This is a genomic window from Acidovorax sp. GW460-11-11-14-LB4, from assembly GCF_059423685.1.
In genome coordinates this window covers 1-20,233 of the sequence record NZ_JBWKYJ010000006.1, presented here as the reverse complement: position 1 = coordinate 20,233, position 20,233 = coordinate 1, and the positions used below count along the sequence as shown (strand labels likewise).

Sequence of the window (20,233 nt, the reverse complement as noted above, 5' to 3'; positions counted from 1 at the left end):
TTTTGTTTTTGGGGTTTGCCAAAAGGCTTTCTGGCGTCGTTGCAACGCCTTGCCGTAGCAGCACTACTGTCTGCGGCGTTGACGCCTAGCCAGAAAGCCTTTTGGCAAACCCCTGTTCTTGTCTAAAACCAACCAAGGAAGCCGCCATGAGCCTCAAGGACCAGATCACCGAAGACATGAAGACCGCCATGCGTGCCAAGGACAGCGAGCGCCTGGGCACCATCCGCCTGCTGCAGGCCGCGATGAAGCAAAAGGAAGTGGACGAGCGCATCGTGCTGGACGACGCGGCCGTGGTCGCCATCGTGGACAAGCTCATCAAGCAGCGCAAGGACTCGATCACCGCCTTTGAAGGCGCAGGCCGCCAGGACCTGGCCGACAAGGAAAAGGCCGAGATGGCTGTGCTGCAGGCCTACCTGCCCGAGCGCATGTCGGCCGAAGAAACGCTGGCTGCCGTGAAGGCCATCGTGGCCGAAATCGGCGCATCGGGCCCTGGCGACATGGGCAAGGTCATGGGCGTGGTCAAGACCCGCCTGGCGGGCAAGGCCGATATGGGCCAGGTGTCGGCTGCCGTGAAAGCGGCACTGGCGGGCTGATCGGCCCTGCGGTCGTGCCCACGGTACGACCGGTATCTTTTTGATAGCTGCCAGCGCATGTGAGACGTGCGCTGGCAGCTATTTTTGCTTCAAACCGAGGCGTTTGCACCCACACCGGTCTTTGCGCTGCGCGACGCCCACCCGTCGCGAAAGAGCGCCTGCAAAAACTCCACGCACACCCGCACTTTGGCCGAGCGCTCCAGCCGCGTGGGGTAGACGGCCCACACATTGGCTTCTTGCTGCCACTGCGGCAACACCTGCACCAGGCGCCCGGTCTGCAGGTGCGCGCCCACATCCCACAACGAGCGCAGCACCACGCCACGTCCGTCCACCGCCCACTGCACGGCCATCTCGCCGTTGTTGGCCGACAGCGGGCCACGCACCTTCACCGACTCTTCCTGCGCACCGCTGCGCAGGCGCCACACGCCAAACGGGTGGTCGCGCTCCTTGATCACCAGGCAGTCGTGCGCTGCCAAATCGGCCACCGTGCGCGGCGTGCCCTTGCGCTGCAGGTAGGCAGGCGCTGCACACAACACGCGGTGGTTGTCGGCCAGGCGGCGGGCGATCAGGTGCGGCGCAATTTCGTCGCCCACGCGCACGTCCAGGTCAAACCCTTCGCCCGCCACATCCACCAGCCGGTCGAACACTTCCAGGCGCACCTGCAGCCCCGGGTGCTGCTCCACCAACCGCGACAGCGCAGGCGCCACGATCTGGCGGCCAAAACCAAAGCTGCTGCTCACCCGCAGCAGCCCGCGCGGCTCGCTGCGCGTGACGGCCACCTCCTGCATCAGCTGCTCCATATCGTCCAGGATGCGCTGCGCCCAGTGGAAAACACGCTCGCCCTCCTCCGTCACCGCCACGCGGCGGGTGGTGCGGTGCAGCAGCTTGACCTGCAGGTCCTGCTCCAGCAGGCGGATGCGTTTGCTGACGTAGGCGGGCGAAGTGCCCAGCTCGGTGGCGGCGCCGCCAAAGCTGGCCTTGCGCACCACGGCCGTGAACACGCGCAGGTCTTCCGCTGCAGGATTTTTATGCACGATGTGTGAAGGATAAGGCCACAGTTGGCGGATTGTAGTTATCGGAAGCGCTGTGAACAATGCAGGCCATGCCGCTGGCTGCACCCTGCAGCCGCACCCTCGAAGCCATTGCAAGGACCGCTTGATGACCTCCTCCACTGCCCCCAAAACCTACCGCATCGCCCTCATCGCCGGAGACGGCATTGGCAAGGAAGTGCTGCCAGAAGGCCTGCGCGTGGTGCAAGCCGCCGCAGCGCGTTTTGGCATTGCGCTCGAAACCACTGCCATCGACTGGGCCAGCTGCGACTACTACGCCGCCCACGGAAAAATGATGCCCGACGACTGGAAGGCGCAGCTGGCGGGCATGGACGCGATCTTCTTCGGCGCCGTCGGCTGGCCCGCCACCGTGCCGGACCATGTGTCGCTGTGGGGTTCGCTGCTCAAGGTCCGCCGCGAGTTCGACCAGTACATCAACCTGCGCCCGGTGCGTCTGTTTGAAGGCGTGCCCTGTCCCCTGGCGGGCCGCCAACCCGGTGACATCGACTACTGCGTGGTGCGCGAGAACACCGAGGGCGAGTACACGTCACTGGGCGGCATCATGTACGAGGGCACCGACCGCGAGATCGTGATCCAGGAATCCGTCTACTCCCGCCACGGCGCCCACCGCCTGCTGAAGTTCGCGTTCGACCTGGCGCAAAGCCGCCCCAAAAAGCATGTCACCCTGGCCACCAAAAGCAACGGCATCGCCATCAGCATGCCCTGGTGGGACCAGCGTGCCGACGACGTGGCCCAGGCCTACCCCGAGGTCACGCTGGACAAGCAGCACATCGACATCCTCACCGCGCGCTTTGTGCTGCAGCCCGGCCGCTTTGATGTGGTGGCTGCCACCAACCTGTTTGGCGACATCTTGAGCGACCTGGGCCCGGCCACCACCGGCACCATCGGCCTGGCGCCCTCGGCCAACCTGAACCCCGAGCGCACGTTCCCCAGCCTGTTCGAGCCCGTGCACGGCTCGGCACCCGACATCTATGGCCAAAACATCGCCAACCCGATTGCGATGATCTGGTCGGGGGCGCTGATGCTGGACTTCCTCACCCACGGCCAGGGCGCGGGCAGTTTGGCACACGATGCCATCGTGGCGGCCATCGAAGAGGTGATCAAGAGCGGGCCGCGCACGCCGGACCTGGGAGGAAGCGCCAGCACAACGCAAGTGGGACAAGCCATCGCGGAGCACGTTGCTGCAGCCTGATCGGTGCCCGGCGTCACGAACGCATCACTGTTGGCAACGAGCGCCCGTCACCAGCATTGAACTGCCCCAGCACGGCTGCAGCACCGGTACTGCCGAATCGATAACTGCCCCACTCCATCCCCTGAGCAAGGCCCCCATGAAGCCCATCACCACCATCTTTTGCGCCGCCGCCATGGCCTGGCTGGCCGGCAATACCTATGCATGCAGCTGCAAGCTCGCCTCTGCGCAAGCAAATGCTCCACAGGCCACGGTCGTGTTCAAAGGCGTTGTGACAGAAGAGATCGTCGACCCTGCGAATAAAAACGAGTACCGAGCCCTTTTCAGGCCCACGACCATCTACAAAGGCGATCAGGCCACGGCCATCACGGTGCACACTCGGGGCGACGAGGGAAGTTGCGGCGTGCGGTTCGCCAAGGGGTCCGAGCACATGGTGTTCGCCTTCCAATCAGGCCAACGGCTGCGCACCAGCCTGTGCAGCACCTGGCCCATCTCCAAGAGCTATGCCGGCCATACCGCCGAAGTCGAGAGCCATTTCAACAAGCGCAAGTAACCACCCTCAGGCCCCACACACGTCGGATGCCCCGTTTTACCCATGACACTGCGGGGGCGGACTGAGGCGAAGGCGACTGCCGGCTGACCAGCAACGAGCCATCACTCCTGAAACGATAGCTACCAGCGCATGAATTACCTGCGCTACACGCCAATTTCACTCAAATATGGATCTCACCCCCCACCTGGGGGCACCCTGAACTGCTCGGTGGCGCGCCGCTCGGCGCGCGCAGCAGCGGCAGCCCACCGATCCGTGGCGCTGCGCGCGCCCGCCACGGCCCAACGCAGCGCATGCAGAAATACGACTATGGCGACGGTTCGCACAGGTCGCTGGCGGCCCACAAGGTTTGAAGCAGAGACGGCTCTGGGGGCAGTGGTGTGGGGATGCGGGTGTTTCATGGCCCCGCAATGCTCTCGCCGGGCTTACCATCTGTAAAGTTGAATTCAATGACGATTCACTTCACAAAAGCTGATGCGTAACCTCAATCTCGACCAGTTGCAAACCCTGATCGCCATCGCCGACCTGGGCACCTTTGCGGCTGCCGCGCAGGCGTTGCACCTCGCGCCGCCCACGGTGAGCATGCACATCAAGGAACTGGAATCGCGCCTGGGCGCCGAGCTGGTGGTGCGCGGGCGGCGGCAGGCCGACCTCACCCCCGCTGGCGAGGTGCTGGTGCGCGAAGGCCGCCAGCTGCTGCTGGCCAGCGATGACCTGGTGGAACGCGTGCGGCGCCACGCATCGGGCCGCGAAGGCATGGTGCGGGTGGGTGTGTCGGCGGGTGTCAGCACCCGGCTGCTGCCACGCATGCTGGAGGCGCTGGCGGCACGCAGCCCCGGGGTTGAAATCCGCCTGGAGGCCGTGGGCTCGGCCGAGTCGATGCAGCGGCTCAAGGCCGGTACACTGGACATTGCCATCGTCGCCAGCCCCCAGCCGCCGCTGGCAGAGGTGCGCCAGACCCCCTGGCGCAACGACCCCATGGTGGCCCTGCTGCCCGCCGCGTGGGACGCGCCAGACCGCGTCGGCCCCGACTGGCTGGCAAGCCGACGCTGGGCTTCGTTTGCGCCCGCCACGCAGATGCATGGGCTGATTGCCAACTGGTTTGGTCAGGCAGGCCATCACCCGCGCCCCTTTCTGGCCCTGAGCTACCCGGGCGCCCTCAAAAGCCTGGCCGTGGCCAGCCAATGCGCCGCACTGCTACCGATGGAGGAGGTGGAGGACCTGCAGGGCACGCCCGATGTCCAAATCCGCCCGCTGCAACCGCCGCTCATGCGCCCCATGGCCGTGGCGCACCGCCACCAGCCACCGCCCTCGCCCGCCGTGGAGGGCGTGCTGGAGTTGCTGGCGGACTTTGCAGATTTCGCAGAGTGATGGCGGGACACACCGCGCGCCGTCACGCGGGCGGCAAGCCCTGGGCGCCCGGGGCAGGCCGAACAGAAGACCGGACAGCAAGCCGCTGGAGGTAGGGTTGCACGAACAGGTACAACCCCGTCAACAGCAGCAGTGCCAGCGGCGGCAGGGGCGCGTACGTGACCCAGTCCGGCGGGTTGCCTGCACCCTGGGCGCGAGCCACAAAATTGGCGATGACGGCCAACGTGAACGCCATCGACACCCAGCGATGGAACCGCCGAATTCCCGCACCGGCGCTCATTGCACACCTCCAGCGGCTAGCTGGATCATCTTCCAGCCGTTGCCCGCCGGGTCCCGAAAGCCCGCGTCCACGTTGCCGTACCGGTCCACGGGCTCCTGTGTGAACTCCACGCCCAGGTCGCGCAGCCGGGTATACGCGCCGCGGCAGTCCGACACATGCAACACCAGCGGCGGCATGGCGCCCTTGGCCACCATGGCGCGCAGGGCTTGCGCCGTGGCCTCGTCGTGAATGGGTGGGCCGGGCCTGAACAACCCCAACTGAAAGCCCGGCTGGTCGGGGTGCTGCACCGTCAGCCAGCGGTAGGGGCCATTGCGCACATCCGTGTGCACCTGAAACCCGAGCTTGCCCACATAGAACGCGAGCGCTTCGTCCTGATCGTCCACATACACGCCCACCACGGCAATGCCTTGGTTCTTCGTCATCAGATCTCCTTGGTTGTTGATGACGGGTTTGTACCTTCCGCCAGGCGGCGGCGCTTCTCCGAAACTGCGGTGGTGAGGTCAGGGCGTTGTGCGGCTTTCAATACGCATGCCGGCACCTTGTCCAGTGGCTCCAAGCGGGCCTGGGCCTGAAGGCGCACCGCACTGGGGCTCTGCCCCGTGATGTCGCGAAAGGTGCGGCCGAAGGTGCCCAGGCTCTCCCAGCCGGTGGCAAACGCAATCTCGGTGATGGGCAAGTCCGTGTCGCGCAGCAGCGTGGTGGCCTGTTCGATGCGGCGGGTCAGCAGGTAGCGGTGGGGCGGGATGCCAAACGCCTGCCGGAAGGATCGTGCGAAATGCGCGTCGGAGACGCCGCTGACCTCGGCCAGCCGCTGCACTGGCCAGGCCTCATGCGACGCGGCGTCCATGCGGTCCTTGGCGCGCAGCAGACGGCGCAACAGGGCCGGGTCTTGCGGCGCATTGGGGTCAGCGGTATGGCCGTTGGCTGGGGGCTTCGGGGGGACGACAGGCATGGTGGGCACAGCATATCGCGTGTCCGTCGGCGTTCCTGCACCACCTGTACGGCGGCAGGCAAGACCCGGGAGAACCCGCAGGCAAAGACAAGCACTGTGAACAAAGTCACCGTCTCCGCGATGGGCCTCACCCGCCGTTAGCGCTGCTGAGACGATGGCATGGAATCATCGCGGCATCGCCCGTCGATGACTACCCGGCCATCGGCAGACCTTTCCTCAATCCTCTCGCGAATCATCATGAAGCGTCTTCTCATCCTGGGAGCCACGGGCTCCCTCGGCCGCCACGTACTGCAGCAAGCTGTTGCGGCGGGCCACCAGGTGTCAGTGCTAGTGCGCAACCCTGCCCGGCTGCCCCAGGACCTTCGATCACGCATCACGATGCACCAGGTGGACCTGGGGTCCGTGGCAATCAGCGCCTTGGCAGACATCATCCGGGGCCACGAGGCGTTGATCAACTGCGCGGGACTCGTCACCGAAGGTCGCGCGTTTGTCGACCTCGTGGACCGCATTGTCTCCAGCGTGGAGTCCCTGGCCCCCGCAGAGCGGCCAACCTGCTGGTTTCTAGGGGGCGCTGCGGTGCTCGACATCGGCCAGACAGGCCGCCGGGGTGTTGAACTGCCCAAGGTGCGCGACACCTATTGGCCGCACAAGAAGAACTTTGAGCGCCTGAACACCTCATCCCTCGATTGGCGCCTGCTGTGCCCCGGACCGATGGTCGACCAACCCGCGCTGGGGATCCCCCGGCTGCGCATCGCCGCGGACCAGCTGCCGGTCTCCGTGCCAGCCTTTGCGGGCAGGCTACCCAGCCCATTGATGCTGCTGCTGTTCGCATCGAAGGTGCCGCAGATGATCGTTCCCTATGCCGACGCAGCCTCTCTGATGCTGGCCCATCTCGAGCCCCGGGATGCGATGTCCCGGCACCGCGTCGGGCTCGCGCTGCCCGTGGGCATGCGCGGGAAGAAAGACACCTGGGCGGCCAAGCCCCGCAGTGCCACCTGACGAAACCCTCCATGAAAAAAGGCCCTCGCAGTCACGAGGGCCTGGGGCGGGAGAGTTGCAGAAAACCCGCATCACAACAGCCACTGGCGGTATCCGCCCGCTGCGGACGCGAACATCAGCTGCCTGCCACCTTCATGCGGTTGACCAGGATGGAACCCACCGTCTTGGCGCCATAGTTATAGGCATCGGCACCCACGGCCTCGATGCCCTTGAGCATGTCCTTGAGGTTGCCTGCAATTGTGATCTCGTGCACGGGGTAGGCGATCTTGCCGTTCTCGACCCAGAAGCCGCTCGCGCCGCGCGAATAGTCGCCGGTGACGTAATTCACGCCCTGGCCCATCAGCTCCACCACAAACAGGCCCGTGCCCAGCTTTTGCAGCATGGCGTCCAGGTTGTCGCTGGCTTGCGTGAGGCGCGATGTCATCACCAGGTTGTGCGAGCCTCCGGCGTTGCCCGTGGTCTTCATGCCCAGCTTGCGGGCCGAGTAGCTCGACAGGAAGTAGCCCTGCACGCGACCACCCTGCACCACCTTGCGCGGCGCCACGCGCACGCCTTCTTCGTCAAACGGCGAGCTGCCTTTGCCACCCAGGATGAAGGGGTCTTCCAGGATGTCGATGTGCTTGGGAAAAACCATCTTGCCCAGCGAGTCGAGCAAGAAGCTGCTCTTGCGGTACAGCGAGCCGCCACTGATGGCCTGCACAAAACCGCCCAGCAGGCCAGCGGCCAGGGTCGATTCAAACAGCACGGGGCATTGCGTGGTAGGGATCTTGCGGCTGCCCAGGCGGCTCAGCGCACGCTGCGCGGCGTAGCGGCCCACGGCCTCGGGCGAGGCCAGGTCGGCTGCGTTGCGCATCGAGCTGTACCAGGCGTCGCGCTGCATTTCGGCGTTCTTGCCGGGCAACGAGGCGATGGGGGCCACCGAGAAACTGTGGCGCGAGCTGGCATAGCCACCGCGAAAGCCGCGTGTGTGAGCGCTGAAGAAATGGCTTTGCTGGGCCGACACGCCAGCACCTTCGCTGTTGGTGATGCGGCGATGCGTCTTGAAAGCCGCGGCCTCGCAGGCCTTGGCCATCTCTGCGGCTTCTTCGCTGGTGATGGCCCAGGGGTGGAAGAGTTGCAGGTCGCGGTGCGTCTCCTGGGGCGCGATATCGTCGGCGTCGGGCAGGCCAGCCACGGGGTCTTCGGCCGTGAAACGGGCGATGTCATAGGCCGCTTGCACGGTCTGCTCGATGGCCTTGGTAGAAAAGTCCGACGTGCTGGCGTTGCCTCGGCGGTGGCCGATGTAGACCGTCACGCCCAGCGACTTGTCACGGTTACGCTCCACGTTCTCCAGCTCACCCTTGCGCACGCTGACCGACAGGCCACAGCCCTCGGACGCCTCGGCGCCCGCGTCGGTCGCACCGAGCTTTTTGGCATGGGCCAGGGCGCGGTCCACCAGGTCTTCAAAAAACGGGCGGCTGTAGCTGAAGCCGCTGTCAGGGGTGCGGGAGGTGGCAGCTGCGGGCACAGCAGCCAGCGCGCCGGGGGTGCGCGGGGCGCGGTTGGAGGGTTTGTTCATAGCGGCAGCTATGATACTTGCCACTGCGGCGCACCCTGCGCCCGCCTCTCTTTGCCCCCACCCCATGTCACGCAAACCCAAAAAAGGCTACTTTGTGCGAGGCCAGTTCGTTGCCGAAGGCAGCGAACTGGACATTCAGCTCAAGGCCGAACTCAAAGGCACGCCCGATGCCAGCCGCACCGATCTCAAGCGCGAGAGCGACGAACTGCAGGACCTGGGCAAGGAGCTTTTGAACCTGCGCGCCGACCTGTTCGACGCCGTGGGCCTGCCCGACAAACTGGTGGAGGCGCTGGCCGAGGCCAAGCGCATCACCAACTTTGAAGGCAAGCGCCGCCAGATGCAGTATGTGGGCAAGCTCATGCGCAAGCTGGAGCCCGAACTGGTGCAGGCCGCCCGCCAGGCGCTGGAAGAGCAGCACAAGGGCTCTGCCACCGAAAAGCTGCAACTGCATCTGGCCGAGCAATGGCGCGACCGCCTGATTGCCGACGACGACACGCTGGCCGCGTGGATGGCCGAGCACCCCGACACCGACACCCAGCAGCTGCGCGCGCTGATCCGCCAGGCCCGCAAAGATGCGCAGCCTGCGGGCAAGGAGGCCAACGTCCAAGTCTCGCAAGGCCTGGCGCCCCGCAAGGGCCGGGCATACCGCGAGCTGTTCCAACTGGTGCGCGAGCACCTGGGCGGCACCGGCACGGCAGATGCCAGCGACACCGACGAGGACAACGACGATGAGTGAAGCCGTCCACGACGCCGTCAAGATCGGCATCGTCTCCATCAGCGACCGCGCCAGCAGCGGCGTCTATGAAGACAAGGGCCTGCCTGCCTTGCAGGACTGGCTGACGCGTGCGCTGTATAACCCCATCACCTTCGAGTCGCGTCTGATCCCCGACGAGCAAGCCGGCATTAGCGCCACGCTGATCGAACTGGTCAACGCAGGCTGCAGCCTGGTGTTGACGACTGGCGGCACCGGCCCTGCGCTGCGCGACGTGACGCCCGAGGCCACGCTGGCCGTGGCGCACAAGGAGATGCCGGGCTTTGGCGAGCAGATGCGCCAGATCAGCTTGAAGTTTGTGCCCACCGCCATCCTCTCGCGTCAGGTCGCTGTGATCCGAGACCAGAGCCTGATCATTAATCTGCCTGGTCAGCCGAAGGCGATTGCCGAGACGCTGGAGGGGCTGAAGGACGCCAATGGCCAGCAGATCGTGCCGGGCATCTTCGCCGCCGTGCCTTACTGCGTAGACCTGATCGGTGGGCCGTACCTGGAAACGCGGGATGAGGTCTGCAAGGCGTTCCGGCCCAAGAACGCTGTCCGGCCCAAGACCGCCTGAACCGCCTGCGGGCCAGCGCTGGCCCACGGGCGAACGCTCCCCCCATCGCCCATCACACAGACGATGAAGTACCTTGCCTTCGCCCTCCCCCATCTGCTGATAGTCGCCCTGGCCTTGTGGATGTATGAGCGCATACGCGCCATGAAACAGCGCCAGGATGCTTTGGTGAAGGACCTCAAGGGCCGGCACTACTGGCGCATCAACCTGGCCCGCCCCGCATTTTTTGGACGCTGGATGCGGCTTATGGCTTTCGAAGCCAAGGGCGTGCTGATCGACGATGGAGAAGCATTCCGCATCCGGGGGCATTGGGCCAAGACGGGCAAGGCTTTCGAGTCGTTGGTGCCCAAATCGGGGCTGAAGGTCGAGTGGCTGGGCAACCAATCCATCAAGACGGGCAACATTCACTGGGCTCGGCTGGACACCCCCAAAGGCCAGGTGCTGTTCACCGCCGATACCGGCTGGAGCGCCGGGCCGTCGCGCGAGGCCTTGTGCGACATCTTCCGCTCGGCGTTTCCCGACTATCCGCTGGACGAAGAGAACACACACGATTTCGCACTGGAGAAGAACCCTCGCAGCCTGGGCGCGACGGTCCTGTTCCTGGGCCTGATGCTGTTTGCGCTGCTCGACAGCTTTGTGTTCTCCGGCTACGAGCTGACGGATGCGCAGCTCTTCAGCATCCTGCGCTCGCCCCTGACCTGGCTGGTGGCGTCGGTGGGCATCGCAGCGTTGGTGGCACTGTGCTACCGCTTCTTCGCTGCAGGGCGCATCCCCTCGCGCGAATCGATGGCGCTGGCCCTGATGCTGGGCGCCGTATCGGCCGGGGCTGCCCTGCCCGTGCTCAAGCGGGTAGACCAAATGCTGGCAGGCTCGGTGTCAGAAGACCACGCATACCGCCTGTCGGGCACCTATCGGCTGGAGCCCATCGACACCGCGCAGGGCCTGCCGCCACTGAAGTTTCCGCGCATGCGGGACTATTGGGAGCAATGGCCCGATGGCAGCGAACACCGCATTCCGCTGATGCACGGACCGCTGGGGCTGTGGCAACTGGACCACGCAAAGTTTGATCCGCCCATCGTGGCTTTCTACGAAAAGAAGAGCAGCAAGCCTGGCAAGCACTGAGCCCGCAGTGCCCCCACGCAACGGCAGGAAGCCTACTTGCCCACCAGCTCGTTGAGCTTGCCCGCCTCAAACTGCTCCTTGATCGCCGCGTCACAGGGCACACAGTCCTTGGCCTGCAGGTTGGAGGCAGAGAGCTTTTCGATCGCCTGCCACAAGAGCGCGATCTGGTGCTCTTGCGATGAAGCATTGTCGATCAACCCACGCATGGCCTGCGAGAGCGGATCGTCCTCCTGCGTGATGCCGTAGGCGGTGAATTTGCGCGATGGCTGGGGTTCGGTCACGTCGGCGCTCTGGCCTTCCTTGGACGGGATGATGCGTGCCGGGATGCCCACGGCCGTGGCGCCAGCGGGCACGGGTTTGATGACCACGGCATTGCTGCCGATCTTGGCGCCGTCGCCCACTTCAAAGCCGCCCAGCACCTTGGCGCCGGCACTCACCACCACATCTTTGCCCAGCGTGGGGTGGCGCTTGGTGCCCTTGTAGAGCGAGGTACCGCCCAGGGTCACGCCCTGGTAGATGGTGCAGCCATCGCCGATCTCGGCGGTTTCGCCCACCACCACACCCATGGCGTGGTCGAAGAACACACGCTCCCCGATCTTGGCGCCGGGATGGATCTCGATGCCGGTGAACCAGCGCGCAAAGTGCGAGATGAAGCGCCCCAGCCACTTCAGGCCGTGGTGCCAGCACCAGTGCGCGGGGCGGTGCAGCCAGATCGCATGCAGGCCCGGATAACAGGTGATCACCTCCCACGTGCTGCGCGCGGCAGGATCGCGGTCGAGGATGCACTGGATATCGGAGCGCAAGCGGGCGAGCATTGGTTGTTATGGTTATTTGTAAATGGGCTGCACAGTCTATCGTTTCGCCTGCGCCGTCTCGATCATGGCTTTGGCGACACCTCTCAAGATGTGGATTTCCTCGGGGCTGAGCTGCGCGCGGTTGAAAAGCTGGTTAAGGCGGGGCATGAGCTTCTTGGGCGCCGCCGGGTCCAGGAAACCGATGGATGTGAGCGCCTGCTCCCAGTGGCCCAGCATGCCCGCCACCTGGGCAGCGTCGGCCAACGCACGCGGCGGGGTGGCGTCCTGCACCGCAAAGCCGCCCAGCGCCTGGCGCCATTCGTAGGCGATCACCTGGATGGCCGCACCCAGGTTGAGTGAGCCGAAGCCGGGGTTGGTGGGAATCGACAGCGCCACGTGGCAGCGGTACACATCCTCGTTGGTCATGCCAAACCGCTCCGAGCCAAAGAGAAAGGCCACACCGGCCTGCGGGGCCGCACTCGGGTCTGCAGCGGTGTCGTCGGCTGCATTTTTAGGGTTTTTGGCCTCTTGCGCTAGTGTTTCATACCTGAGTAGCTCACTTTTTAATAGCGCTTCAAAGTGCGCACGCGGCGCTGCTGTGGGGGGGCCAAAATCGCGTGGCGTCATGGCCGTGGCGCACAGGTGGCTGATACCGTCGAGCGCCTCGTCCAGCGTGGCGACGATGCGTGCGTTGTTCAGCACATCGAGGGCGCCGCTGGCGCGCTGGATGGTTTCCTCGCGCCTGAGCACGTTAGCCCAGCGCGGAGCGACCAGCACCAGGTCGTCAAACCCCATGGTTTTCATGGCACGGGCGGCGGCGCCCACATTGCCGGCGTGGCTGGTGTTGATCAGGACAAAACGGGTCTTCATGGACAGGCGGAGCGAGAGGGGGAAAGCGGCCAGTTAGGCAAAAAAGGGCACTGCGGGTAAAATCCCGCCCTCTATTGTCGCCGCCCGCATCGCCGGGACGGGTCGGACCTCCCCGCTCATCCTGTACGCAGACGCCCGCGCCATCTTGGCCGCGCGCTGCCAACCACCACAATTTATGTCGTCCAATCTGCACCCCATGCTCAACGTGGCCATCAAGGCCGCACGCGCCGCCGGCGCCATCATCAACCGCGCGGCCCTGGACGTGGAATCGGTGCGGATCTCGCAAAAGCAGATCAACGACTTTGTGACTGAGGTGGATCACGCCTCCGAAAAGATCATCATCGAGACGCTGCTGACGGCCTACCCCGGCCACGGCATCCTGGCTGAAGAGTCGGGCAAGGAATACGGCGCCAAGGATTCGGAATTTGTCTGGATCATCGACCCGCTGGACGGCACCACCAACTTCATCCACGGCTTTCCCGTGTACTGCGTGAGCATCGCGCTGGCCGTCAAGGGCAAGGTCGAGCAGGCCGTCGTGTACGACCCCACCCGCAACGACCTGTTCACCGCCACCAAGGGCCGCGGCGCCTACCTGAACGAGCGCCGCATCCGCGTCTCCAAGCGCACCCAGCTCAAGGACTGCCTGATCTCCACCGGCTTCCCCTTCCGCCCGGGCGACAACTTCAAGAGCTACCTGAACATGATGGCCGACGTGATGCAGCGCACCGCCGGCCTGCGCCGCCCCGGCGCCGCTGCGTTGGACCTGGCCTACGTGGCTGCGGGCTTCACCGACGGCTTCTTTGAAACGGGTCTGTCGATCTGGGACGTGGCAGCGGGCTCGCTGCTGGTGACCGAGGCCGGCGGCCTGGTGGGCAACTTCACGGGCGAGGCTGAATTTCTGGAGCAGCGGGAATGCCTGGCAGGCAACCCCCGCATCTACGGCCAGCTGGTGCCCATCCTGGGCAAGTACAGCAAGTTTGCGAGTGCTGGCGACAAGGCGGCCGTGCGCCAGGCGGCTGCGGCGGATGCGCCTGCCACCGACACCCAAGACACTAATGAAGGCGCGGAAGCAGCAGAACCAGCCGCCCCGAAGGCCGACACCGCCAAGGGCGAAGACGCGCCGTTCTAAACCCATTCCCGCACGCAGCCATGAAGCCTGGGCACGATGTGCCCTAGGCGGGTCTCGTAGCTGGACCGTTCAGCGGGCGGGGCATACACGAGGGCAGCCGCGTAAGGGCCGCCCCGCCGTGCTGGCTGCGTTCCCCTTCCCGCATTGCGCAGCAATGCGAGAGAAGGGGGAAGCGACGAAGTCGCTCAGGGGGTTGTCCGCTACACCGGGTCAGGATACTTCTGCGCGATGCTGCGGAAGTCTTCTGCAATGTCCACAAACGCGTCCACCATGTCGGGGTCAAAGTGCGTGCCCTTGCCCCGCACGATGGTGTTACAGGCCTGGTCGTGCGAAAACGCAGGCTTGTACACGCGTTTGCTGATGAGCGCGTCGTACACGTCGGCCACCGCCATCAGGCGCGCCGACACCGGGATGGCGTCGCCCGCCAGGCCCTGCGGGTAGCCAGAGCCGTCCCACTTCTCCTGGTGGCTGTAGGCGATCTCCTTGGACACGCTCAAAAAGGCCACGCGCATGCCCAGGCGCCGCTCGGCCTCGTCAATGGCATTGCGGCCCAGTGTGGTGTGGGTCTTCATCACCTCGAACTCCTCCACCGTGAGCTTGCCGGGCTTGAGCAGAATGCTGTCGGGGATGCCGATCTTGCCGATGTCGTGCAACGGGGCCGACTTGTACAGCAGCTCGATCATGCGGTCGTTCAGCACATGCTCAAAACGCGGGTGGTGGCGCAGGCGTTCGGCCAGGGTCTTCACGTACAGCTGGGTGCGGCGGATGTGGTTGCCCGTCTCGTTGTCGCGCGTTTCGGCCAGGGAGGTCATGGCCATGATGGTCACGTCCTGGATGGCCTGCACCTCCAGCGTGCGCATGGCGACCTCCCGTTCCAGGTAGGCGCTTTTGTCGCGCAGAAAATCGGCGGTGGCCTTGAGCGCCAGGTGCGTGTTGACGCGCGCGAGCAGGATCGGCGGACTGATGGGTTTGGTGATGTAGTCCACAGCACCCAGGGCCAGTCCCATGCGCTCGTCGTCGGTGTCGGAACGCGCCGTCAGGAAGATCACCGGGATGTCGCGGGTGGCAGGCGCCTCCTTGAGGCGACGACAGACCTCGTAGCCATCCACCTCGGGCATCATGATGTCCAGCAGGATCAGATCGGGCGGCGTGGCCGACTGGGCAATTTTGAGGGCCTTCTCCCCATGGTTGGCCACCTTCACCACATAGTGCTCGCGCAGCAGACTGCCCATGAGCGTGAGGTTCTCGGGCGTGTCGTCCACCACGAGCACGGTGGCAATCGGCTTGTCAACCAAGGTCGCCGGGCTGGAGGCAAAAGGCGCGTTGTCCATGCAAATGTCCTGCGTGAATGCCGTTCAGGGGGTTTCGAGGGCCGGGGATTCGGAGCCTGGCACCGCAGCCAGGGCTTCCAGCGCCTGCTCGAAATCGAAATTCAGGGTGTGCTTTTCAACGACCTGGAAGGCGCTGCCCAGCGCCGCCTTGAGCACCACACCATTGTGTTGGAAAAATTCAGTGGCTGCAGGATCGTCCTGCTCCAGCAGGTGGCGCAAGTGCTGCCCTGCCTCGGCGGGCGTCATGCCGGCCCCCGGCGCCCTCGCAGTGGGCGCCAAACCTGATTCAGGTGTCGTTCCCGCTTGCACGGCCTGCAGCACCCAGTCCTGCAGCCCGTGCAGCAAGGGCTGCAGCGCAGCCCGCAGCTCAGCCAGCAGCGGCACGATGGCCTCGTTGCCATGGCGAAAGCGCAGCGCGTGCTCCAGCGCCTGTGCGCGGTCCGACACGGCCTGTGCGCCAATGTTGGCTGCCACCGACCGCAGCGTGTGGGCCAGGCGCTCGGCCAGTGCGACATCGTGCACCGCCAGCGCACGCTGCAGCTCCGGCAACACCGGAGCCTGCCCTTGCACAAAGCGGCGCAGCATCTCGGCGTACAACCCTGTCTTGCCCAGCGCACGCTGCAGGCCCAGTTGGGTGTCCAGCCCCGGCAGATCAGGGACATCCACCGGCAGCCACCCTACGGCCGCAGCACTGGTGGCCGCTACCGGCGCGGCCACTGGAGCCGCACTGCTGCGAGCGGGCACAACCGCCGCACCGAGACCCTGGCGGGGGCGGATCCAGCGCGCCAGCGCGGCCCACAGGGCTGCAGGTTCGATGGGTTTGGCAACATGGTCGTTCATGCCCGCCGCAAAGCAGCGCTGGCGGTCCGCCTCCATGGCGTTGGCCGTCATGGCGATGATGGGCAACTGCGCGTAGCGCGGGTTGCCGCGCAGCAGTCGTGTGGCCGTCTCGCCATCCATGATGGGCATCTGCATGTCCATCAGCACGGCGTCGTAATGCTTGCGCTCGATATGGTCGATGGCGATCTGCCCGTTCTCGGCCACGTCGACGGCAAAGCCCGCGTCCAGCAGCAGCTCCATGGCCACCATCTGGTTGAGTTCGTTGTCCTCGACCAGCAGCACGCTGGCGCCCCGGATGTCCAGCGGCAGCTCGTCGGCAGCGGGGGCGGGAGTGGCCGCACGGCGCCCCTCCGTGCCCGATGCCTCCAGCGGCTGCATCAGGGTGTCGAACAGCAGCGAGGCATTCACGGGCTTGATGAGCACGGTTTCGATGCCCTGCGCACGCGCGGCCCGCATCACGTCTTCGCGCCCGTAGGCCGTGACCATCAGCATCTGCGGCACCTTGGGCATGCCCAGGCTGCGAATGTGGCCCGCCAGCTCCACGCCGTCCATGCCTGGCATGTGCCAGTCCAGCAGCAACAGGCCAAACGGCTGGTGCTGTGCCATGGACTCGCGCAGCCGGTCCAGCGCCTCCAGCCCCGAATGCGCCTGCTCCACCACAAAGCCCATCGCCTGCAGCATGTCGGACAGCACCGTGGCAGCGGTATGGTTGTCGTCCACCACCAGCACCCGGGTGCCCCGCAGGTCGGGCGGAGGTAGCAGCACACGCGCCGCTGCACCACGCTCCAGCGGCACCGACACCCAGAAGGTGGAGCCCTTGCCGAAACGGCTCTCCACGCCCACCTCTCCGCCCATCAGCTCTGCCAGGCTCTTGCAGATCGCCAGCCCCAGGCCCGTGCCACCATAACGGCGCGTGGTCGAGGTGTCGGCTTGCTGGAAGCTCTGGAACAAGCGCCCCATCTGCTCGTCCGTGAGCCCGATGCCGGTGTCGCGCACCTCGAAACGCAGCCGGACCTGGTTGCCCATCTCCTCCAGCAAGCGCACGGCAATGCTGATCTCTCCGGATTCGGTGAACTTGATGGCGTTGTTGGCGTAGTTGATGAGGATCTGGCCCAGACGCAGCGCATCGCCCACGAGGTTAGGGGGCACATCGCTGGCTACATCGCAGACCAGCTCCAGCCCCTTGGCACCGGCCTTGTAGCCCACCACATCGGACACGCTCTCCAGCATGCGATCGAGCAGGAACGGCTGACGCTCCACCACCAGCTTGCCCGCCTCGATCTTGGAGAAGTCCAGGATGTCGTTGATGACCCCCAGCAGGTGCTGGCCTGCCTGCTGGATCTTGCTCACGTAATCGTGCTGGCGTGGACTCAGGCCCGACTTGAGTGCCAGGTGCGACATGCCGATGATCGCGTTCATGGGCGTACGGATCTCGTGGCTCATGTTGGCCAGGAAGTTGGACTTGAGCGCGGTGGACTCCTCGGCCAACTCCTTGGCACGGCGCAGCTCCTGTTCAGCACGCTGGCGGTCGGTGATGTCCACGAACGTACCAATGGTGCCGCCGGGTGTGCCATCGGGGCGCGCAAAGCCATGCAGCCAGAACAGCGTGTGGTGCAGCTCGCCGTCGGCATAAGGCAAATCGACCTCGCGGTGAACCTTGCGCTCGCCCTCCATGGCCTGTATCGCGTCCTGCTCGAAGCGCGTGCGGGTCTCCTGCGGCAGATAGTCCAGATCCATCACCGTCTTGCCGATGAGCGCCTCGCGCGAAACGCCAAAGGCGTGCTCATAAGCGCGGTTCACGCCGATGTAGCGCCCGTCCGCGCCCTTATAGAAAAGGGGCACCGGGATGGCGTCGATCAACGCCTGCTGGAAATCGAGCTGCCCGGCCACCTGCTCCTCCAGGAGCTTCTGGTCGTGGATGTCCACATTGACGCCCACCACCCGCACCGGCTGGCCCTGGGCGTTGCGGAAGATGCGCGCGGCCTCCAGAAACCAGCGCACCTCGCCATCGGGGCGCACGATGCGCCAGGAGTCGCGCAGGTAGTCCTCGGTGCCTGCAAGGCAGCTGTCGAAATAAGCGCTTGCCTGGTCGCGGTCTTCCGGGTGCAGGCAGTTGAGCCAGAAGTCGCGCCCATCAGGCTGGGTTCCAGGGGGCAGGCCCATCATCTGGGCCAGCTTGTCCGACCAGAGGATCTCGCCGGTGACCAGGTTCAGGTCGAACACCCCGATCTTGCCCGCTTCCTGCGCCAGCTCCAGGCGTTCCTGGGCCTGCTGGATCACACGCTCGGCACGCCGCTGCTCGCTGACATCTTCAATGACCCAGATCGAGGCGGTGCCGAAGTCGTCCATCTTGACGCTGCGGCCCGCCAGGCGCGCCTCGAACTGGCTGCCATCCAGCCTGCACAGGGTAGCGGTCTCGCGCAAGGCCTGGCCCGAGGCCAGTGCCGGCGTGACGCGGGCAGTGAACAGGTCGGCATGGCCCGTCCCGCCAAACAGCACCGACACCCCCAGACCCAGCAGCTGTGATGCGGTGCCGCCCATGAGATCCACAAACGCCGGGTTGAACTGGCGGAACTGTCCGTCGCACACCATCACGATGGGCGGTGCGTTGTCGAAGATGGCGGTTTGCTGTTCCAGCAGTTCGTTGAGCAGGCGTTCGCGACGCTCCAGCTCCTTTTGCGCCTGGATGCGTTCGGACACGTCCTCGTGAAGGCCCACGATGCCGATGCGCTTGCCTCGCCCATCAAACACGGGCGATAGCGTGGCCTCGTCGTGGTAGATGCTCCCGTCCTTGCGCCGGTTGACGAACTGGCCCTGCCAGGACTTGCCCGACAGCAGCGCGGACCACATCAGCTGGTAGGTCTGCGCGGGCGTTTGTCCGCTGGCCACCAGCGATGGCTTTTTGCCACGCACCTCGTCCAGCGAATAGCCCGTGTTGCGCTCGTACTGGGGGTTGACCCAGTCGATGCGGCCGTCGCCATCGGTGATGACCACGGACACCGGGCTGCTCTCCAGCGCCGTACCCAGCACCCTGAACCGCTCCAGTGCACTGGCCACCCGGGCACGGCTGCGCAGCAAGTCCAGCAGCAGCAGGCCCAGAAGGCACAGCAGCACAAAGGCCACCGCCCCAATGCGCGCGCGCTGCGTCGACGACATCAAGGCGCTGATATCGTCCAGCGCCACCAGCTGCCACTCGCCCCCCGGGTCGTGCCAGTCAATGGCCCGGCGTTCGACAGCGTAGGTCACGCCGTTGATCTGGACATCTCCGGTATCGGCCGCAAAGGGCAACGCTGAAGCCACGCCATTGTCGAAATGCCGGCCGAACTGGCGTGTGGCGCGGATGGCATCGATACGCGCCTGCGTGAGCGGCGGCGCTACCGCGAACTGCCATTCGGGGCGCGTGGCGGCAAACGCCACGCCCTGCGGCGATAGCAGCACCATGGGCAGGCCCGCGCGCTTGAGCAGCAGGTCCACCGGCTCAAAACCCACCTTGAACATCACCACACCGATGATGTTGCTCGATGGCGTGTCGCTTTCATAGAGTGGCGCTGCGTAGTACAGCCCACGCTCTTGGGTATTGCTGCCAATGGCGGCATACACACTGTTGGCGCCCTGGATGGCCTGCTGGAAGTACGGGCGGAATGCAAGGTTCAGCCCCGTGGATCGTTCGCCAGGCGTCTCGTGCGCTACCACGGTGCCATCGGCAGACATTACGTACACGCCTTGCACCAGAAAGCGCCCGCGCGCCACGGCCAGGCGGGACAGTGCCTCGGGGTGGTCAGGGGGCAAACGGCCCAGCGCCATGTCCTTGAGCAAAGGCTCGCTCAGGCCCATCAGCGATACCGCCCCGAGCATGGAGCCGCCAGTGGTCTGGGCTTGCAGGGCATCTGCCGTCTGGTGCAACACGCGTGAACGCTCGGTCGCCCGCTCGCCCGCTCGCCAGTGCTGTGCACCCTGCACCACCAGCACCGCGCCGATCAATGCCAGGGCCACCACCACCACCAGGCCACGGATGCCGGGAGCGTTACGGTCCACAAGCTTGTCAAACCACATGCCTACGCCCTTGCCACGCAGGCCAGCCACACCGCAGACGTACCGTCAACCAGCGGGATACAGCAATGCATCGATAGCCTCCGCCGGCCCAGGCCTTCCAAACAGATACCCCTGGAACCCCTCGCACCCGTGCAGCCTCAGGAACGACAGCTGCCCCGTCGTCTCCACCCCCTCCGCCACCACCTCCAAATCCAGGCTCTTGGCCAG

General features: G+C 65.4%; 19 protein-coding genes. 9 read left to right on the top strand and 10 right to left on the bottom strand.

Going from position 1 to position 20,233, the window contains the following annotated elements; all coding sequences use genetic code 11:
- Positions 1 to 146: 146 nt before the first annotated feature.
- Positions 147 to 593, top strand: coding sequence for a GatB/YqeY domain-containing protein (locus AC07X4_RS04480; RefSeq protein ID WP_055400197.1), 447 nt, complete (start codon positions 147 to 149; stop codon positions 591 to 593).
- Positions 594 to 682: 89 nt separating this feature from the next.
- Here AC07X4_RS04480 and AC07X4_RS04475 read toward each other — a convergent pair whose 3' ends face one another.
- On the bottom strand, positions 683 to 1,627 hold the full coding sequence (locus tag AC07X4_RS04475) for a LysR substrate-binding domain-containing protein (protein WP_436074746.1): 945 nt from the start codon (positions 1,625 to 1,627) through the stop codon (positions 683 to 685).
- A gap of 124 nt (positions 1,628 to 1,751) precedes the next feature.
- On the opposite strand from AC07X4_RS04475, the gene AC07X4_RS04470 reads away from it, so the two are divergent.
- From AC07X4_RS04470 to AC07X4_RS04460, 3 genes are all read left to right on the top strand, one after another.
- Positions 1,752 to 2,855: a tartrate dehydrogenase gene (locus AC07X4_RS04470; RefSeq protein ID WP_494739375.1), complete on the top strand. Its 1,104-nt coding sequence runs from the start codon at positions 1,752 to 1,754 to the stop codon at positions 2,853 to 2,855.
- 136 nt (positions 2,856 to 2,991) lie between these two features.
- The gene (locus tag AC07X4_RS04465) at positions 2,992 to 3,405 is read left to right on the top strand and encodes a hypothetical protein (protein WP_494739374.1); all 414 of its coding nucleotides are present in this window, start codon (positions 2,992 to 2,994) and stop codon (positions 3,403 to 3,405) included.
- 471 nt (positions 3,406 to 3,876) lie between these two features.
- A complete protein-coding gene (locus AC07X4_RS04460) occupies positions 3,877 to 4,773 on the top strand; it encodes a LysR family transcriptional regulator (protein WP_099730850.1) in 897 nt (298 codons plus the stop codon).
- A 22-nt stretch (positions 4,774 to 4,795) separates the two neighbouring features.
- Here the strand turns inward: AC07X4_RS04460 and AC07X4_RS04455 are convergent, their stop codons facing one another.
- From AC07X4_RS04455 to AC07X4_RS04445, 3 genes are read right to left on the bottom strand one after another with little or no spacing between them, the layout of a single operon-like run.
- Positions 4,796 to 5,053: a hypothetical protein gene (locus AC07X4_RS04455; RefSeq protein WP_146871551.1), complete on the bottom strand. Its 258-nt coding sequence runs from the start codon at positions 5,051 to 5,053 to the stop codon at positions 4,796 to 4,798.
- A complete protein-coding gene (locus AC07X4_RS04450) occupies positions 5,050 to 5,475 on the bottom strand; it encodes a VOC family protein (RefSeq protein ID WP_494739373.1) in 426 nt (141 codons plus the stop codon). The genes AC07X4_RS04455 and AC07X4_RS04450 overlap by 4 nt, the downstream gene beginning before the upstream one ends.
- Positions 5,475 to 6,005 (bottom strand): helix-turn-helix domain-containing protein, encoded by a 531-nt coding sequence (locus tag AC07X4_RS04445; protein WP_494739372.1) that lies wholly within the window; start codon positions 6,003 to 6,005, stop codon positions 5,475 to 5,477. The genes AC07X4_RS04450 and AC07X4_RS04445 overlap by 1 nt, the downstream gene beginning before the upstream one ends.
- 237 nt (positions 6,006 to 6,242) lie before the next feature.
- On the opposite strand from AC07X4_RS04445, the gene AC07X4_RS04440 reads away from it, so the two are divergent.
- Entirely contained in the window at positions 6,243 to 7,004 is a 762-nt protein-coding gene (locus AC07X4_RS04440; RefSeq protein ID WP_494739371.1) for an NAD(P)-dependent oxidoreductase, read from the top strand.
- Between the two features lie 115 nt (positions 7,005 to 7,119).
- On the opposite strand, the gene pmbA is transcribed toward AC07X4_RS04440, so the two are convergent.
- Positions 7,120 to 8,562, bottom strand: a complete 1,443-nt coding sequence (gene pmbA, locus AC07X4_RS04435) for a metalloprotease PmbA (protein WP_116747641.1) — start codon at positions 8,560 to 8,562, stop codon at positions 7,120 to 7,122.
- A gap of 64 nt (positions 8,563 to 8,626) precedes the next feature.
- Between pmbA and yjgA the strand changes: the two genes are divergently transcribed.
- The 3 genes from yjgA (at position 8,627) to AC07X4_RS04420 (ending at position 11,009) form a co-directional block, all read left to right on the top strand.
- Positions 8,627 to 9,298, top strand: a complete 672-nt coding sequence (gene yjgA / locus AC07X4_RS04430; RefSeq protein ID WP_056058197.1) for a ribosome biogenesis factor YjgA — start codon at positions 8,627 to 8,629, stop codon at positions 9,296 to 9,298.
- Positions 9,291 to 9,890 carry a molybdopterin adenylyltransferase gene (gene mog, locus AC07X4_RS04425; protein ID WP_494739370.1) on the top strand — a complete coding sequence of 200 codons (600 nt, stop codon included), beginning with the start codon at positions 9,291 to 9,293 and terminating at the stop codon, positions 9,888 to 9,890. Before yjgA ends, mog begins: the two co-directional genes overlap by 8 nt.
- A gap of 63 nt (positions 9,891 to 9,953) precedes the next feature.
- On the top strand, positions 9,954 to 11,009 hold the full coding sequence (locus AC07X4_RS04420) for a hypothetical protein (RefSeq protein WP_494739369.1): 1,056 nt from the start codon (positions 9,954 to 9,956) through the stop codon (positions 11,007 to 11,009).
- Positions 11,010 to 11,041: 32 nt separating this feature from the next.
- On the opposite strand, the gene cysE is transcribed toward AC07X4_RS04420, so the two are convergent.
- Positions 11,042 to 11,824, bottom strand: coding sequence for a serine O-acetyltransferase (gene cysE, locus AC07X4_RS04415; RefSeq protein ID WP_494739368.1), 783 nt, complete (start codon positions 11,822 to 11,824; stop codon positions 11,042 to 11,044).
- Positions 11,825 to 11,860: 36 nt separating this feature from the next.
- Complete coding sequence (locus AC07X4_RS04410; RefSeq protein ID WP_494739367.1) at positions 11,861 to 12,673, bottom strand: RNA methyltransferase; 813 nt, start codon at positions 12,671 to 12,673, stop codon at positions 11,861 to 11,863.
- Positions 12,674 to 12,848: 175 nt separating this feature from the next.
- On the opposite strand from AC07X4_RS04410, the gene AC07X4_RS04405 reads away from it, so the two are divergent.
- On the top strand, positions 12,849 to 13,802 hold the full coding sequence (locus tag AC07X4_RS04405; protein ID WP_146871559.1) for an inositol monophosphatase family protein: 954 nt from the start codon (positions 12,849 to 12,851) through the stop codon (positions 13,800 to 13,802).
- A 200-nt stretch (positions 13,803 to 14,002) separates the two neighbouring features.
- Here AC07X4_RS04405 and AC07X4_RS04400 read toward each other — a convergent pair whose 3' ends face one another.
- The 3 genes from AC07X4_RS04400 to AC07X4_RS04390 all read right to left on the bottom strand — a co-directional run.
- Complete coding sequence (locus AC07X4_RS04400; protein ID WP_056743920.1) at positions 14,003 to 15,133, bottom strand: response regulator; 1,131 nt, start codon at positions 15,131 to 15,133, stop codon at positions 14,003 to 14,005.
- 24 nt (positions 15,134 to 15,157) lie between these two features.
- Positions 15,158 to 20,026 (bottom strand): PAS domain S-box protein, encoded by a 4,869-nt coding sequence (locus tag AC07X4_RS04395; RefSeq protein ID WP_494739366.1) that lies wholly within the window; start codon positions 20,024 to 20,026, stop codon positions 15,158 to 15,160.
- Positions 20,027 to 20,071: 45 nt separating this feature from the next.
- Positions 20,072 to 20,233 (bottom strand): EAL domain-containing protein (locus tag AC07X4_RS04390; protein WP_494739421.1); only part of this gene is annotated, 162 nt, incomplete at its 5' end.

Excerpts from the sequence above, each read along its gene's own strand:
- AC07X4_RS04480 (WP_055400197.1), top strand. The coding sequence starts at position 147 with ATGAGCCTCAAGGACCAGATCACCGAAGACATGAAGACCGCCATGCGT.
- AC07X4_RS04470 (WP_494739375.1), top strand. The coding sequence starts at position 1,752 with ATGACCTCCTCCACTGCCCCCAAAACCTACCGCATCGCCCTCATCGCC.
- AC07X4_RS04465 (WP_494739374.1), top strand. The coding sequence starts at position 2,992 with ATGAAGCCCATCACCACCATCTTTTGCGCCGCCGCCATGGCCTGGCTG.
- AC07X4_RS04460 (WP_099730850.1), top strand. The coding sequence starts at position 3,877 with ATGCGTAACCTCAATCTCGACCAGTTGCAAACCCTGATCGCCATCGCC.
- AC07X4_RS04455 (WP_146871551.1), bottom strand. The coding sequence starts at position 5,053 with ATGAGCGCCGGTGCGGGAATTCGGCGGTTCCATCGCTGGGTGTCGATG.
- AC07X4_RS04450 (WP_494739373.1), bottom strand. The coding sequence starts at position 5,475 with ATGACGAAGAACCAAGGCATTGCCGTGGTGGGCGTGTATGTGGACGAT.
- AC07X4_RS04445 (WP_494739372.1), bottom strand. The coding sequence starts at position 6,005 with ATGCCTGTCGTCCCCCCGAAGCCCCCAGCCAACGGCCATACCGCTGAC.
- AC07X4_RS04440 (WP_494739371.1), top strand. The coding sequence starts at position 6,243 with ATGAAGCGTCTTCTCATCCTGGGAGCCACGGGCTCCCTCGGCCGCCAC.
- pmbA (WP_116747641.1), bottom strand. The coding sequence starts at position 8,562 with ATGAACAAACCCTCCAACCGCGCCCCGCGCACCCCCGGCGCGCTGGCT.
- yjgA (WP_056058197.1), top strand. The coding sequence starts at position 8,627 with ATGTCACGCAAACCCAAAAAAGGCTACTTTGTGCGAGGCCAGTTCGTT.
- mog (WP_494739370.1), top strand. The coding sequence starts at position 9,291 with ATGAGTGAAGCCGTCCACGACGCCGTCAAGATCGGCATCGTCTCCATC.
- AC07X4_RS04420 (WP_494739369.1), top strand. The coding sequence starts at position 9,954 with ATGAAGTACCTTGCCTTCGCCCTCCCCCATCTGCTGATAGTCGCCCTG.
- cysE (WP_494739368.1), bottom strand. The coding sequence starts at position 11,824 with ATGCTCGCCCGCTTGCGCTCCGATATCCAGTGCATCCTCGACCGCGAT.
- AC07X4_RS04410 (WP_494739367.1), bottom strand. The coding sequence starts at position 12,673 with ATGAAGACCCGTTTTGTCCTGATCAACACCAGCCACGCCGGCAATGTG.
- AC07X4_RS04405 (WP_146871559.1), top strand. The coding sequence starts at position 12,849 with ATGTCGTCCAATCTGCACCCCATGCTCAACGTGGCCATCAAGGCCGCA.
- AC07X4_RS04400 (WP_056743920.1), bottom strand. The coding sequence starts at position 15,133 with ATGGACAACGCGCCTTTTGCCTCCAGCCCGGCGACCTTGGTTGACAAG.
- AC07X4_RS04395 (WP_494739366.1), bottom strand. The coding sequence starts at position 20,026 with ATGTGGTTTGACAAGCTTGTGGACCGTAACGCTCCCGGCATCCGTGGC.